The sequence below is a fragment of the Nocardia sp. NPDC051030 genome, from assembly GCF_040683015.1.
Lineage (GTDB): Bacteria > Actinomycetota > Actinomycetes > Mycobacteriales > Mycobacteriaceae > Nocardia.
Window position 1 is genome coordinate 449080 of sequence record NZ_JBFBCD010000002.1, and the last position, 14786, is coordinate 463865.

Sequence of the window (14786 nt, forward strand, 5' to 3'; positions counted from 1 at the left end):
CCGGTAGTCTCGATGCGGCAAGTGGTGTGGTGCGAGCAGGAGGCGGTCATCGAGGAGCGGGCAGTCGCGGCGACGGAGTCGGCGCGCTTGATCAGCAGGATTCTTCCCAGCGGGGTGGCCGCGGCCGAACTGGTGGCGTACCCGGAGGACCTGAAGCCGCATCCGGGTGAGGCGCATCTGATCGAGCGGGCCGTGGAGAAGCGGCGGCGTGATTTCATCGGCGCACGGTACTGCGCACGGCAGGCCCTCGCCGAGCTCGGCGAGCCCGCCGTGGCCATCGGCAAGAACGAGGACGGCTCACCGATATGGCCGCGCGGCATCGTCGGGAGCCTCACGCACTGCGAGGGGTACAAGGGGGCGGTGCTGGCGCACAAGCTGCGATTCCGTTCCGTCGGCATCGACGCCGAACCGCATCAGCAGTTGCCCGACGGCGTGCTGGATTCGGTGAGCCTGCCCGCGGAACGCACCTGGCTGCGGGCGGCCTTGCCCGGCACCGGCCTGCATCTGGATCGATTGCTGTTCTGCGCCAAGGAAGCCACCTACAAGACCTGGCGGCCCCTGACCGGCCGCTGGCTCGGTTTCGAGGACGCGCACATCACCTTCACCGTCGAGGACGAGTCCGCTGCCGGTGGCTCCGGCACCTTCCACACCGAACTGCTCATCCCCGGCCAGACCACCGACGGCGGCGCGCCGCTGAAGTTCTTCGACGGCCGCTGGGTGATCACCGACGGACTGATCCTGACCGCGATCGTGGAGGGCTGATGAGCGAGAAGAAGACTCCGCTGGTCGATGCGCTCGGCGGCCTGCTGATCGTCGACAAGGATGGTGGCTGGACCAGTCACGATGTCGTGGCCAAGGGGCGGAAGCTGCTGCGCACCAAGAAGATCGGGCATGCGGGCACCCTGGATCCGATGGCCACCGGCGTGCTGGTGCTCGGTGTGGAACGCGCCACCAAGATGCTCGGCCAGCTCATCCTGACCAGCAAGGCGTACACGGCGACCATCCGCCTCGGCCAATCCACCGTGACCGACGACGCCGAGGGCGAGACCACCGCCACCACTCCCGCCGGACACGTCACCGATGCCGAAATCGCCGCTGTGGTAGCCGAATTGACCGGCGACATCCAGCAGGTCCCGGCCACTGTCAGCGCCATCAAGGTTAATGGTGAACGCGCCTACGCCCGCGCCCGCGCCGGTGAGGACGTGCAATTGGCGGCCCGCCCCGTCACCGTGAGCCGCTTCGACGTGCTGGCCCGCCGCGATATCGACACCGGCGAAACACAATTCGTCGACCTGGATGTCGAGGTCGAATGCTCCTCCGGCACCTACATTCGCGCCCTGGCCCGCGACCTCGGCGAAAAGCTCGGCGTCGGCGGCCATCTCACCGCGCTGCGCCGCACCCGGGTCGGCCCGTTCACTCTCGAGCATGCCCGCACCCTGGACCAGCTGGCGGTAGCCGCCGAGGCCGGTGAACCCATGCTCAGCCTCGATATCGACGAGGCCGCCCGCACCGCCTTCCCGACCCGCGACATCACCGAGGCCGAGGCCGACAACCTCCGCAATGGCCGCTGGCTCGACCCGATCGGCCAGCTCGGCGTCTACGCGGCCATCGACCCCGCCGGCCACGCCATCGCGCTGCTCCAGGAAAGCGGCAAACGCGCCGCCTCCGTCATGGTCGTCCGCCCCTCCAACCTCTGACCGGTCGTCTCCGCACTCTCAGGCAAGCCGCCTAGAGTGCGAGAGTGGAATTGCGGCAATTGCGGTACTTCGTGGCGGTGGCGGAGGAGTTGCACTTCCGGCGCGCGGCGGAGCGGCTCTTCATTTCGACTCCGACATTGAGTCAGCAGATTCGGGCGGTCGAGCGGGAGGTCGGCGGGCCGCTGTTGATTCGCGGGAATCAGGGCGTCGAATTGACCGCTGCCGGTGAGGTTCTGCTGAAGGCGGCTCGCGGGGTGCTGGAGGCCGCGGATACGGCGTTGCGGGATACGCGCGCGATCGCGCAGCCGGAGACCGCTGTCTTTCGGCTGGGGGTGGTGAATGGGGCACCGAGCTGGCTGCCCGCGCGGATCGAGGGCATGTTGCGGGCCCGGCAGCCGGGCGCACGGGTGGTGCTGATGGGTGGGCCGAGCGCCGATCAGGTGCGGCTGCTCGATCGCGAGGAGGTGGATCTGGCCGTCTTGCGCATGCCGGTGCGACTACCCGACCATCTCTCGCTGACTCCGGTCGCCGAGGAGGAACTCGGGATTGTCATGTCCCGCAAGAACGATCTCGCGGGGCTGGAAGCCATCGAAGCGGCGCATCTGCGTGGCCGGGAGCTCATTCTGTTCGCCCGCGATTCCGCGCCGGAACTGCATGACTCGATGCTGGCGCAGCTGCGGGATCGCGGGGCCACCGTGGCGCTCAGCGACAGCGCCATGAGCCATGCGCAGATGCTGTCCCTGCTGCCGCTGCGGCCCGACGCGGTCGGACTGGGGTCTACGCGCACGGCCGAGATGCCGGGTCTGGTGTGGCGGCCATTGCTGCCGCGCCCGCTGGTCATCACCTATGTGGCGGCCTGTCGGGCGGCGGCCCGAAACCCGGTGCTGCACAGTGTCACCGATGCGCTCGCGGGTGGCTCTCGACTCTCGCCGTAGCGGTCATCGCATGCGACCATCTAATGAGTACAGGCAGTACCAGATACCTGACCGGCAAGGTGGTTGCGATGACACGGTGCGACTTGGTGATTCGCGGGGGATCGGTCTTCGACGGGACCGGGAAACCGCCACGGCGAGCGGATGTCGGGATCACCGACGGGAAAGTCGCCGCGATCAGCGCCGAGCTGCTGCCCGAAGGAGTCCGGACCATCGAGGCCGCGGGCAAATGGGTCATGCCCGGAATGCTCGACGTGCACACGCATTACGACGCCGAGGTGCTCGGGAATCCCGGGCTGGGGGAGTCCGTCCGGCACGGCGTCACCTCCGTGGTGTTCGGTAATTGCTCGCTGTCCACGGTGTACTCCGAGGCCGAGGATTGCGCGGACATGTTCGCGCGAGTGGAGGCATTGCCCTGGGACGCGGTGCATTCGGCGGTCAAGGAGCATAAGGATTGGGACGGGCCGCACGCCTATACGAAGGCCCTCGCAGCACGCCCGCTCGGCGCGAATGTGGCCGCGTTCCTCGGACATTCGGATATGCGGGTGGCGGTCATGGGCCTGGGCCGCGCGGTCGATGCCGAGGCCCGGCCCACCGATACCGAGCTGAATCGCATGCGCGCCATGCTCACCGAGGCTCTGGACGCGGGATTCCTGGGTCTGTCCACGATTCGCAGCTCGTTCTCCAAACTGGAGGGCACGCGATTCCCGACCCGCCAGCTGCCCTCGACCTATGCCACCTGGGGTGAGTACCGCGCCCTCAATGAGATTCTGCGCCAGCGTGATCGGATTCATCAGAGCACCCCGAACCTGACCGCCCGCGCCGAGATCGCCCGCTATTTCGCCGAGAGCGCGGGCCGATTCCGCAAGCCGCTCAAGACCACGCTCATCGCGGGCATGGACGTCAAGGCCGATCGCACGACCGCTCGCGCGGCCACCGGGGCGGCCTGGATCGCGAATACCGTGGGCGGCGCGGCCTTCCGCTGGCAGCATCTACCGGTGCCGTTCGAGGTGTACGCCGACGGGGTCGACCTGGTGGTGTTCGAGGAATTCGGTTCCGGCGTCGCGGCACTCAATATTCGCGATGTCATGAAGCGCGGCGAACTGCTCGCCGACGAGTCCTATCGTCGGCAGTTCCGCCAGGACCTCACCAAGAAATATGGGCCGCGCGTGTGGAATCGGGACCTGTACGACGCGCAGATCGTGTCCTGCCCGGATGTGAAGGTGGTCGGCAAATCCTTCGGTCAGGTGGCCGACGAGCGCGGCATCCATCCCGCCGACGCGCTGCTCGATCTCACCGTCGTTTACGGTGCCAAGCTGCGCTGGCGCACGGTCATCGCCAATGATCGCGAGGACGTGCTGGACCGGTTGCAGACCTCGCCAATGCTCCAGGTCGGCTTCGCCGATTCCGGTGCGCACCTGCGCAATATGGCCTTCTACAACTTCGGGCTGCGCATGCTCGAACGCGTGCATCAGCGCGGCTTCATGAGCCTCGAGGCCGCGATTCACCGGCTCACCGGTGAGCTCGCCGACTGGTACGGCCTGGACGCGGGCCGACTGGCCGAGGGCGCTCGCGCCGATATCGCCGTCATCGACCCCACCGGCTTCGACGGCTCCAGCAGCGCCTACGCCGAAGCCCCGTTCCCCGGCATTCCGGGCCTGGATCGCATGGTCAATCGCAATGACCGCGCGGTTGCCGCCACCATTGTGGGCGGGCACCTCCTCTACGAATACGGTGAATTCGCTGAAGGTTTCGGCACCACCCTGCATGCGGGAACCTTCCTGGCCGCCCGATAGCCCCACCTGCGGTGTTAGCCCGCGGCTCACGCGGATTCGACAGCGCGTCGTGGACCGGCACGCCCGCTGCCGGTTTGCTGAAAGGCATGACACACAACGAATTCGAGAACTTCGGCCGCACGGTGGTAGTGGGCGGCGGCTCCGGAATGGGCCAGGCCATCGCCGACGCACTGCTGGCGGCGGGCAGTGAGGTGACCATTGTCGGCCGCTCGCCCGAACGCCTGGCCGATGCCGTGCGCGAACTCGGCGATGGCAAGCTCAATGCCATTGCCGCCGATGTCGCCGAGGAGGAGCAGGTGGCCCGCCTGTTCGACACGGTCGGCGAGGTCGACCACGTGATCAGCACCGCCGCCAACCTGGTCGGCAGCTACGGCCCGATTCGCGACTTCGACTTCGCGAACGGCCGCGGCATCGTCGAGAGCAAGCTCATCGGCTCCATGCTGCTGGCCAAGCACGCCAGGATCGCCCCGGGCGGCTCGCTCACCTTCACCTCCGGCATTGCCGCCTACCGCCCGTCGGCAGGCGGCGCGATGGTCGCCTCGGTGAATGCCGCTCTCGAGGGTCTGGCCCGCGCCCTCGCCGTCGAACTCGGCCCCATTCGGGTCAATGTGGTTTCGCCGGGCTGGGTCCAGACCACGGCCTGGGACAAGGTGGCCTGGGAGGACAAGGCCGAGCGCCTGCGCGCCATGGCCGACCGCCTTCCGGCCGGACGACTCGGGCAGCCGGAAGACATTGCGGCAGCCGTGCTCTCGCTGCTGCGCAGCCAGTTCATCACCGGCACCGTCCTGCACGTGGACGGCGGTCACCGCCTGGTCTGAGCTACATACCGCGCAGCAGAGCGATGCGCTCGTCGATCGGCGGGTGAGTGGAGAACATGCGGTTGATCCAGGAGATCTTGCCCGCCGCCGGTGTTTGCGCGGCGGGCTCCTCGATCCACAGGTGCGCGGTGGCGTGGGTAGTCGCGTGCACCACGGTCGAATCGTCGCGCAGCTTTTCCAGGGCCGAGATCAAACCCTGCGGATAGCGGGTCAATTCGACTCCGGAGACATCGGCCAGGGTTTCGCGGCGACGGCCGACCGCGAATTGCAAGAGCTGCGCGATCAACGGCGCGAGCGCCAGCAGCAGGAAACCGAGGATGGCGATGATGATGCCCAGCCCGCCATCATTGCCGCCCCGGTTCTGGTCGTAATCCCGATGCGTATTGCGCCCCATGCCCCACCACTGCATGCGCACCGCGAGATCGGCCAGCACCACGACCACGCCGACCATGGTCACCGCGAGTGTCGACACCAGGATGTCGTAGTTCCGCACATGCGAAAGCTCGTGCGCCAGCACGCCTTCCAGCTCATCGCGATTCATCTTCTCCAGCAGTCCGGTGGTGGCCGCGACGGCGGCGTGCTCCGGATTGCGGCCCGTGGCGAAGGCATTCGGTGCCGGATCGTCGACCACATAGAGCCGGGGCTTGGGCATTCCGGCGGCCAGGCATAGCCCCTCGACAATGTTGTGCAGCTGCGGGAATTCCTCCACCGAGGCGGGCCGGGCCCGGCTCACCCGCAGCGCGACCTTGTCCGAGGTCCAATAGGCGACGACGCTCGACCCGATCGAAATCACGACCGCCGCGATCACCACATACGGCCCGCCATAACCCACCAGATAGATCGCCGCCGCGGCCACGAGCGCGACGAAGAGCGCGAATCCGATTGTCAGTACCCAACTGCGGCGCTTATTGGATACGACCTCATCGAACATCAGAACTGCACGGTGACGGGGCCGCGCTCGGCATCGTCGGTATTGAAGAATTCGCGCGGCGCGAATCCGAATCGGCCCGCGATGACATTGGCGGGAAAGCTCTGAATCTTGGTGTTGTACTTGTAGACCGAGTCGTTGTAGAACTGCCGGGCGTAGGCGATCCGCCCTTCGGTGCCGGTCAGTTCTTCCTGCAGGTTGAGGAAGTTCTGGTTCGCCTTCAGATCCGGGTATGCCTCGGCCAGCGCGAACAGGGACTTCAGCGCGCCCGACAGCATGTTCTCGGCCTGGGCCTGTTCGGCGGGACCGGTCGCGGAAAGAGTGGCATTGCGCGCCTGGACGACCCGTTCCAGGGTTTCCTTCTCATGCGTCGCATAACCCTTGACGGTCTCCACCAGATTGGGAATCAGATCGTGCCGCCGCTTCAGCTGGACATCGATCTGCGCCCAGGCATTGTCGACCTTGTTCCGCGCGCCGACGAGTCCGTTGTATGTGAGGATCGCGTAACCCGCGAGAAGAACCACCAGCACCAACACCACGATGAGGGCTGTCATGGCGAAAACTGTACCCAGCGGTTTGTTATAGCCGGGCAATATCACCCAACGTGTTATCTAAAAGCCCGGACGGTATTACGTGGTCAGCCAGATGGCCTCGGCGGCAATACTGCCGAGGTCGATGGTCCGGTCCTCCACGAGCACCGCGATGGTCCCCGCGAAATCCCGCCGCTCCACCACCGCGATCGGCGTGTCCAAGGCAATGCCGAGCGAATCGAAATACCGCAGCATGGCCGGATCCGAATCGGAAATCCGTGCCACCGTGCCGGATTCACCCGCCCCGAAATCACTCAACTGCCGCGCGGGCGGCGTCGGCACCGCACCATCCACGGAGGGAATCGGATCCCCGTGCGGATCCCGATCCGGATGCCCGAGCTTGGCGTCTATGCGCGTCATGAGCGTCTCCGAGACCGCATGCTCGAGCACCTCGGCCTCGTCATGCACCTCGTCCCACCCGTACCCGAGCTCATTGACGAGGAAGGTCTCGATCAGCCGATGCCGGCGCACCATGGCGATCGCGGCCCGGCGGCCCTGCACGGTGAGCGTGATCGCCCCATACCGCGCATGCTCGACCAGCCCCTGATCCGCCAGCTTGCGCACGGCCTCGGACACCGTCGACGCGGACACCCCGATCCGCTCGGCGAGCAGCTTGGTGGTCACCTTTTCCTGCGACCACTCCTGCGCCGTCCAGATCACCTTCAAATAATCCTGGGCGACCGACGACAGTTCCGGAGCGATGCTCGTCGCCGTGGCGACGGTTCCATTCAGTTCGGAAGGTGCAGACGTATCGGCCAGCTCTCGGCGCGTGGCGATGTCTCGTTTTCCGGGCACGTCTCCGAGCTTAAAGCGTGTCCGACAACTGGTGTTGCGCGGATACGGCCCTTCTCGGGCTTCGTCGGGTCCTACCTGCGGATGCGGGTGGACTGTCGGTTCCCACGTCATTCGAACCGGTTGCCGTGTCACGCGCAGGGTGACGAGGCAAGTCGGGCCGTCGGTGGGCGTTGGTAACCCGGCCTCCTACTTGGGGGTCCGGGGTTCGAATCTGGTTTTCGTTCTGGCGCGTGCCCCAGCGAGCGAGATTGATCGCTGCGTTGAGGTCGCGATCGATGGCAAGCCCGCACCGTCGGCATCGATAGACTCGATCGGCCAGCGATAAATCAGGATCTACTCGCCCACAGTTCGAACAAGTCTTGCTGGAAGGGAACCAGCGTGGTGCGGATGCGATTTGTGCGCCGCGCCAGTTGGCCTTGTATCGGAGCTGGCGGGCGAATTCGCCCCAGCCGGCGTCGCCGATCGCGCGGGACAGGTACCGATTGCGCAGCATGCCCGCGATGTTCAAGATCTCGATGACGATCCGGTCGTGGGTCTTGACCAGCCCGTTGGTGACCTTGTGCAGGTAGTGCTTGCGCACATTCGCAATATGGTGATGATGGCGCGCAAGCTGAGTGGCGGCCTCGCGGCGGTTCTTCGATCCTTTCTGCTTGCGGGACAGCTTCTTCGACAGGATGCGCAGCCGGGGCACCCCGGCTGCCAGGGCCTTCGGCGGGTTTGATTCACGGGCGACCTCATGCCCATCGACGGTCGCCACGACCACAAAAGCTGACAGGCCGACATCCACACCCACCCAACCGGTGTGGTCATCGGTCGGACGGGCGGGATGCTGCTGTGCCGGATGCAGGTCGGCTGCTTCCACGTTGATGCTGATCCACCAGCGGTGCGCCCGGAAAGTGATGGTGGCGAACAAGATCCGGGCGCGCCCCTTGTCAAGCAGCCTGCACAGGCGGCGGGTGTCATCGTGCACCCGGAGCACCCCGATCTGCGGCAGGGTTACCGAACGCGGATGCTGTTCCCCGATCCGGATCCGCGCGATCCCGTTCTTGGAATGCTTGTTGCGCAATCGGAACGAGGGTGCCGCTGTCGCCTTCTTCTTGAACTTTGGAAAACCCACCCTCTTCCCACGACGGGTGCCTCGACGCGACGCCGACCACCCATCCAATGCGGCGGCGCAGTCCTTCGCGGCTTCCTCGAATACCTGCTGGACGACTTCGCCGCGCCAGATGAGACCGATCTCGGCCAATTCCGCGACACCGGCCGAGTCGACGGCCCATAAGCGGCCCGCATCGGCGGTCTTCTTCCATTTGTTGAAATGATCGAGCAGATCGAATCCGGTCCAAGGCACTGCACTGTTCGGATCCCGGCGGCGGCGAGCGAGGGCCGTCTTCACGACTGCCAATGAGTGATTGAACGCGAATCGGGCTGCGCCCGCGTGTCGTGCCAGCATCGTTTGCTGCTCGACCGTTGGGTCGAGACAAAACCGGAACGACGTCTGTCGTGGCACGGTGGTCAGTGTCACAGAAGGCACCGACATCCTCTGCTCGGTTTCGCCCCGCCTCGGGGTCTCCGAGCCGATGCTCGGCCTCCGTCGTATCCGTGCACTTCCTGCTGGAACTCGGTGAACACTGGGTGACCAGGATGCTTCCTCCCGTGAAGATCCACACCGCCGAATACTGTCTGTGACGCGCTTTGCGTAGGCTTCCGGTGTGCAGAGATGGCGAAGTCTCGATGAGATGCCCGCGGAGTGGGGCCGGTGTGTTCTCACCATCGGTGTGTTCGACGGCGTGCACCGCGGTCACACCCAGCTCATCAACCGTGCGGTGAAATCCGCTGCGGCGCGAGGCGTTCCGTCGGTGCTCATGACGTTCGATCCGCATCCCGTCGAGGTGGTCCGGCCCGGGTCGCATCCGGCGCAGCTGTCGACCATGAACCGGCGCGCGGAACTGGTGGCCGAACTCGGGATCGACGTGTTCGTGGTGATGCCCTTCACCCGAGAATTCATGAAGCTGACGCCCGAGCAGTACGTCGAGGAGCTGCTCGTGAACCGGCTGCATGTGGCCGAGGTCGTGGTGGGGGACAACTTCACCTTCGGCAAGCAGGCCGCGGGTACCGTGGACACCATGCGGGAGCTGGGTGGGCGTCTCGGTTTCGATGTGGACGGGGTGCAGTTGCTCGGCGAGCATGCCGTCACCTTCTCCTCTTCCTATATCCGCAGGTGCGTCGCCGAAGGTGATATGTCCGCGGCCGCGGAGGCGCTGGGCCGTCCGCATCGCATCGAGGGCGTGGTCGTGCACGGCGACGGCCGCGGCAAGGGGCTCGGCTTCCCGACCGCGAATGTCGCCCCGACCATGCATGCCGCGATTCCGGCCGATGGCGTGTACGCGGGCTGGTTCACCGTCCTGGACGAGGACGGCGATCACGAGCGCCGCATGGCCGCCATCTCGGTCGGCACCAATCCCACCTTCGACGGCCGCAATCGCACGGTCGAACCGCACATTCTCGATTTCGACGGCGATCTGTACGACAAGCACGGCGCGGTGGACTTCGTCGAGCAACTGCGGGGCATGCGCAAGTTCGACTCCATCGAGGATCTGGTGGAGGCCATCGGCCGCGATGTCGAGCAGGCCCGCAAGGTGCTCACCGCGGCATCCGTCGACGAGTAGCCCGCCCTGGCCGGGGCCGATTAACGCTCCTGCTCAGCGGTCCGGTAACCTGGTTCGTCGGGTTTGCTGTGGTTCGCGGCGGCGCCCAACCAGGCTGGTTCGTCATACAGTCCGGAATTCGAGCGCGGACTGAAAAATCAGGAGTGATTCTGTGGCTCTGACCACCGAGCAGAAGTCGGCCATTCTGGCCGAGTACGGCCTGCACCCGACTGACACCGGTTCTCCGGAGGCTCAGATCGCGATGCTGTCCAAGCGGATTTCCGATCTCACCGAGCACCTCAAGACGCACAAGCACGACCACCACACGCGTCACGGTCTGCTCGCGCTGATCGGTCGCCGTCGCCGGCTCTCGAAGTACCTGCAGAACAAGGACATCAACCGTTACCGCTCGCTGATCGAGCGTCTCGGCCTGCGTCGCTGATTTCAGCGACACAACCCGACTACCCGAGGTAGTTGACGAACCGGCCAACGGGGAGGCATAGAATCTCCTCGTTGGCCTTTCGTGCATGCAGCGGAAGTTTCCTAATGGGGAGACTTGGCAGCGTGCACGTTTGCTACAAACAAGCCGTATGCATCCGTCGCGTGGCGTCGGTCTTCGGTAGTGGCTTTTCGATGCGCAGCAGTAAAAGAGGAAACCAGCGCAGCCGGAGAGCTTCGATCGATGACCGCCTCTGCGTCGCCGCATTCCAAGGGGGATCGGACCGGGTGTGCATGCAGTAGCCAGGAGGGTTGCTGCACGTCCATGCAGGGTACGGCTGACGACAGCCGAATCGCGCGCACAACGTACGCGCACGATCCGGCGAAGACGAGAGGTTGAGAAGAGAAAAATGTCCGATACCACTACCAGTTCGGCCGTCGAGGTCGAACCCGGCGTGATCGAGTCCGTCGCCCTTATCGACAACGGCAGCTACGGCACTCGCACCATCCGTTTCGAGACCGGCCGTCTGGCCAAGCAGGCCGCGGGTTCCGTGGTCGCCTACCTCGATGACGAGACCATGCTGCTGTCGGCCACCACGGCCTCCAAGCACCCCAAGGATCAGTTCGACTTCTTCCCGCTGACGGTGGACGTCGAGGAGCGCATGTACGCCGCGGGTCGCATCCCGGGCTCGTTCTTCCGTCGTGAGGGCCGCCCCTCCACCGACGCGATCCTGACCTGCCGCCTGATCGACCGGCCGCTGCGCCCGTCCTTCGTCGACGGTCTGCGCAATGAGATCCAGGTCGTCGTGACCGTCATGTCGCTGGATCCGAAGGATCTGTACGACGTGGTCGCGATCAACGCGGCGTCGGCGTCCACCCAGATCGCGGGCCTGCCGTTCTCCGGTCCCGTCGGCGGCGTGCGTGTCGCGCTGATCGAGGGCCAGTGGGTCGCCTTCCCGACCGTCGAGCAGCTGGAAGGCGCCGTGTTCGACATGGTCGTCGCCGGCCGCGTGGTCGAGGGTGACGTCGCCATCATGATGGTCGAGGCCGAGGCGCCGACCCACGTGCTGTCGCTCATCGAGGCGGGCGCCCAGGCGCCGACCGAAGCCGTTGTGGCCGAGGGCCTCGAGGCCGCCAAGCCGTTCATCGCCCGCCTGTGCAAGGCGCAGTCGGATCTGGCCGCCCTGGCTGCCAAGCCGACCGGCGATTTCCCGGTCTTCCTGCCGTACCAGTCCGACGTGTTCGAGGCCGTGCTCGGCACCGCCAAGTCGGAGCTGAACGAGGCGCTGTCCATCGCGGGCAAGCATGAGCGCGAAGAGAAGATCGACGAGATCAAGCTCGCCGTGCTGTCCAGCCTGTCGGAGACCTTCGAGGGTCGCGAGAAGGAGATCGGCGCGGCGTTCCGCTCGGTCACCAAGAAGCTTGTGCGCCAGCGCATCCTGACCGACAGCTTCCGCATCGACGGCCGTGGCCTGGCGGACATCCGTGCGCTGTCGGCCGAGGTCGCGGTGGTTCCGCGCGCCCACGGTTCGGCGCTGTTCGAGCGTGGCGAGACCCAGATCATGGGTGTCACCACTCTCGACATGGTGAAGATGGCGCAGCAGGTCGACTCGCTCGGCCCGGAGAAGTCCAAGCGCTACATGCACCACTACAACTTCCCGCCGTACTCCACCGGTGAGACCGGCCGCGTCGGTTCGCCGAAGCGCCGCGAGATCGGCCACGGCGCGCTCGCCGAGCGTGCCCTGATGCCGGTGCTGCCGTCGCAGGAAGAGTTCCCGTACGCCATCCGTCAGGTGTCGGAGGCGTTGTCCTCCAACGGTTCCACCTCGATGGGCTCGGTCTGCGCCTCGACCCTGTCGCTGCTGAACGCCGGTGTGCCGCTCAAGGCCCCCGTCGCCGGTATCGCCATGGGCCTGGTGTCCGACACCGTCAAGAACGACAAGGGTGAGGACGAGGTCCGCTACGTCGCGCTGACCGACATCCTGGGCGCCGAAGACGCCTTCGGTGACATGGACTTCAAGGTCGCCGGTACCCCCGAGTTCGTGACCGCTCTCCAGCTGGACACCAAGCTCGACGGCATCCCGTCGCAGGTGCTGGCCGGTGCGCTGAACCAGGCCAAGGACGCCCGTCTCACCATCCTGGATGTCATGGCCGAGGCCATCAACATCCCGGACGAGATGAGCCCCTACGCTCCGCGCGTCACCGCCATCAAGATCCCGGTCGACAAGATCGGCGAGGTCATCGGACCCAAGGGCAAGGTGATCAACCAGATCACCGAGGAGACCGGCGCCAACATCTCGATCGAAGATGATGGCACCGTGTTCGTCGGTGCGACGGACGGCCCGTCGGCCCAGGCCGCGATCGACATGATCAACGCCATTGCCAACCCGCAGCTGCCGAAGGTCGGCGAGCGCTTCCTGGGCACGGTCGTCAAGACCACCGCCTTCGGTGCGTTCGTTTCCCTGCTGCCGGGCCGCGACGGTCTGGTCCACATCTCGAAGCTGGGCAACGGCAAGCGCGTCGCCAAGGTCGAGGACGTGGTCAACGTCGGTGACAAGCTGCGCGTCGAGATCGCCGATATCGACAACCGCGGCAAGATCTCGCTGGTGCCCGTGGACGAGGATGCGGACAACTCCGAGACCTCTGCTGCGGTCGAGGCCAGCGCCGAGTAGAAACTGTCTGTGTGACGAAGAAGAAGTCGGAATCCCCCTTGCTCCCGATCGCGGAGCAAGGGGGTTCTTCTCTGGTCGTGAGCCAGAGCCCCGTGACCGATGCCCCGCTTGCCGATACCGGTGTGCGGCGAACCGTGCTGCCCGGCGGGCTGCGGGTGGTGACCGAGCATGTGCCCGGCGTGCGCTCCGCATCCATCGGCGTCTGGGTGGGGGTCGGTTCGCGCGATGAAGGCCCGACCGTGGCCGGAGCCGCACACTTCCTGGAGCACCTGCTGTTCAAGGCGACGCCCACGCGTTCCGCCCTGGACATCGCGCAAGCCATGGATGCCGTTGGCGGCGAACTGAATGCGTTCACCGCCAAGGAACAGACCTGCTACTACGCGCACGTCATCGACGAGGATCTGACCATGGCGGTCGACCTCGTCTCCGATGTGGTGTTGAACGGTCTGTGCCGTGCCGAGGATGTCGCCGTCGAACGGCAGGTCGTGCTCGAGGAGATCTCGATGCGCGACGACGATGCCGAGGACATGGTCGGCGACGCCTTCCTCACCGCCCTGTTCGGCGACCACCCCATCGGGCGACCGGTGATCGGCAGCGTCGAAACCATCGAGGAAATGCAAGCCCCGCAACTGCGTTCGTTCCACCAGCGCAGGTACCGCCCCGACCGCATGGTGGTCGCGGTCGCGGGCAATATCGAGCATGAGCACACCGTCGAACTGGTGCACCGGGCCTTCGCGAATCGCTTGGAGCCCGGCCGCGAACCCGCGCCCCGCCGCGAGGGCAAATTCCGTCCGCGCACCGGACCGGAACTGATTCGCATGCACCGCGATAGCGAACAGGCGCATCTGGTCTTCGGCACCCGGGCCTTCGGGCGGCATGAGGGCGAGAAGCGCTGGCCGCTGTCGATCCTGAACACCGTGCTGGGCGGCGGGCTGAGTTCCCGCCTGTTCCAGCGCATTCGGGAAGAACGCGGATTGGCGTACTCGGTGTACTCCAGCGTCGACACCTTCGCCGACACCGGAGCTTTCTCGGTCTACCTCGGCTGCCAGCCCGAAAACCTCGGCACGGTAGCCGGATTGGCCCGGGGCGTCCTGGAAGAGGTGGCGGCCAATGGCATCACCGACGCCGAATGCGCCCGCGCCAAGGGGTCCCTGCGCGGCGGTCTCGTGCTGGGCCTGGAAGACTCCGGCTCCCGCATGAACCGGATCGGCCGCAGCGAACTCAGCTACGGCAACCACCGCAGCGTTTCGGAAACCCTGGCTCGCATCGACGAGGTGACCACGGACGAGGTCTCTCGTATTGCGGCCAAGCTGCTTTCGCGCCCTTACGGCGCGGCTGTGGCGGGTCCCTACCGTCGCAATAAGGATCTCCCCGCGACGGTCCGCCGCCTGGTCGACTGAGGACTGATCGACTTCACCCACATTTCCCTCTCTTCACCTTCGAAATTGCAAGCAATTCGGTGGGTGAAGTGCGGG

13 protein-coding genes are annotated in these 14786 nt (G+C 65.9%); 9 read left to right on the forward strand and 4 right to left on the reverse strand.

Annotated elements, in window-relative coordinates:
• Window positions 1–87: 87 nt before the first annotated feature.
• The 5 genes from npt (at window position 88) to AB0N05_RS06605 (ending at window position 5243) form a co-directional block, all read left to right on the forward strand.
• Window positions 88–762, forward strand: a complete 675-nt coding sequence (gene npt, locus AB0N05_RS06585; protein WP_364689550.1) for a 4'-phosphopantetheinyl transferase Npt — start codon at window positions 88–90, stop codon at window positions 760–762.
• A complete protein-coding gene (truB, locus tag AB0N05_RS06590) occupies window positions 762–1697 on the forward strand; it encodes a tRNA pseudouridine(55) synthase TruB (protein ID WP_364688313.1) in 936 nt (311 codons plus the stop codon). Before npt ends, truB begins: the two co-directional genes overlap by 1 nt.
• A 44-nt stretch (window positions 1698–1741) precedes the next feature.
• Window positions 1742–2632, forward strand: coding sequence for a LysR family transcriptional regulator (locus tag AB0N05_RS06595; protein ID WP_364688315.1), 891 nt, complete (start codon window positions 1742–1744; stop codon window positions 2630–2632).
• 68 nt (window positions 2633–2700) lie between these two features.
• Window positions 2701–4425, forward strand: coding sequence for a hypothetical protein (locus tag AB0N05_RS06600; protein ID WP_364688317.1), 1725 nt, complete (start codon window positions 2701–2703; stop codon window positions 4423–4425).
• 86 nt (window positions 4426–4511) lie between these two features.
• Window positions 4512–5243, forward strand: a complete 732-nt coding sequence (locus tag AB0N05_RS06605; protein ID WP_364688319.1) for an SDR family oxidoreductase — start codon at window positions 4512–4514, stop codon at window positions 5241–5243.
• Between the two features lies 1 nt (window position 5244).
• Here the strand turns inward: AB0N05_RS06605 and AB0N05_RS06610 are convergent, their stop codons facing one another.
• From AB0N05_RS06610 to tnpB, 4 genes are all read right to left on the reverse strand, one after another.
• Complete coding sequence (locus AB0N05_RS06610) at window positions 5245–6174, reverse strand: M48 family metallopeptidase (protein ID WP_364688321.1); 930 nt, start codon at window positions 6172–6174, stop codon at window positions 5245–5247.
• A complete protein-coding gene (locus tag AB0N05_RS06615) occupies window positions 6174–6725 on the reverse strand; it encodes a LemA family protein (protein WP_364688323.1) in 552 nt (183 codons plus the stop codon). Before AB0N05_RS06615 ends, AB0N05_RS06610 begins: the two co-directional genes overlap by 1 nt.
• A gap of 75 nt (window positions 6726–6800) precedes the next feature.
• Window positions 6801–7463 carry a metal-dependent transcriptional regulator gene (locus tag AB0N05_RS06620; protein WP_364689553.1) on the reverse strand — a complete coding sequence of 221 codons (663 nt, stop codon included), beginning with the start codon at window positions 7461–7463 and terminating at the stop codon, window positions 6801–6803.
• A gap of 103 nt (window positions 7464–7566) precedes the next feature.
• The gene (gene tnpB, locus AB0N05_RS06625; RefSeq protein WP_364688325.1) at window positions 7567–9078 is read right to left on the reverse strand and encodes an IS607 family element RNA-guided endonuclease TnpB; all 1512 of its coding nucleotides are present in this window, start codon (window positions 9076–9078) and stop codon (window positions 7567–7569) included.
• A 187-nt stretch (window positions 9079–9265) separates the two neighbouring features.
• Between tnpB and AB0N05_RS06630 the strand changes: the two genes are divergently transcribed.
• The 4 genes from AB0N05_RS06630 to AB0N05_RS06645 all read left to right on the forward strand — a co-directional run bounded on the left by AB0N05_RS06630 (window position 9266) and on the right by AB0N05_RS06645 (window position 14711).
• Window positions 9266–10222 (forward strand): bifunctional riboflavin kinase/FAD synthetase, encoded by a 957-nt coding sequence (locus tag AB0N05_RS06630; protein WP_364688327.1) that lies wholly within the window; start codon window positions 9266–9268, stop codon window positions 10220–10222.
• A gap of 151 nt (window positions 10223–10373) precedes the next feature.
• Entirely contained in the window at window positions 10374–10643 is a 270-nt protein-coding gene (gene rpsO / locus AB0N05_RS06635) for a 30S ribosomal protein S15 (RefSeq protein ID WP_364688329.1), read from the forward strand.
• A gap of 406 nt (window positions 10644–11049) precedes the next feature.
• Entirely contained in the window at window positions 11050–13311 is a 2262-nt protein-coding gene (locus AB0N05_RS06640; RefSeq protein ID WP_364688331.1) for a polyribonucleotide nucleotidyltransferase, read from the forward strand.
• A gap of 71 nt (window positions 13312–13382) precedes the next feature.
• Window positions 13383–14711, forward strand: coding sequence for a pitrilysin family protein (locus tag AB0N05_RS06645; RefSeq protein ID WP_364689555.1), 1329 nt, complete (start codon window positions 13383–13385; stop codon window positions 14709–14711).
• Window positions 14712–14786 lie beyond the last annotated feature (75 nt).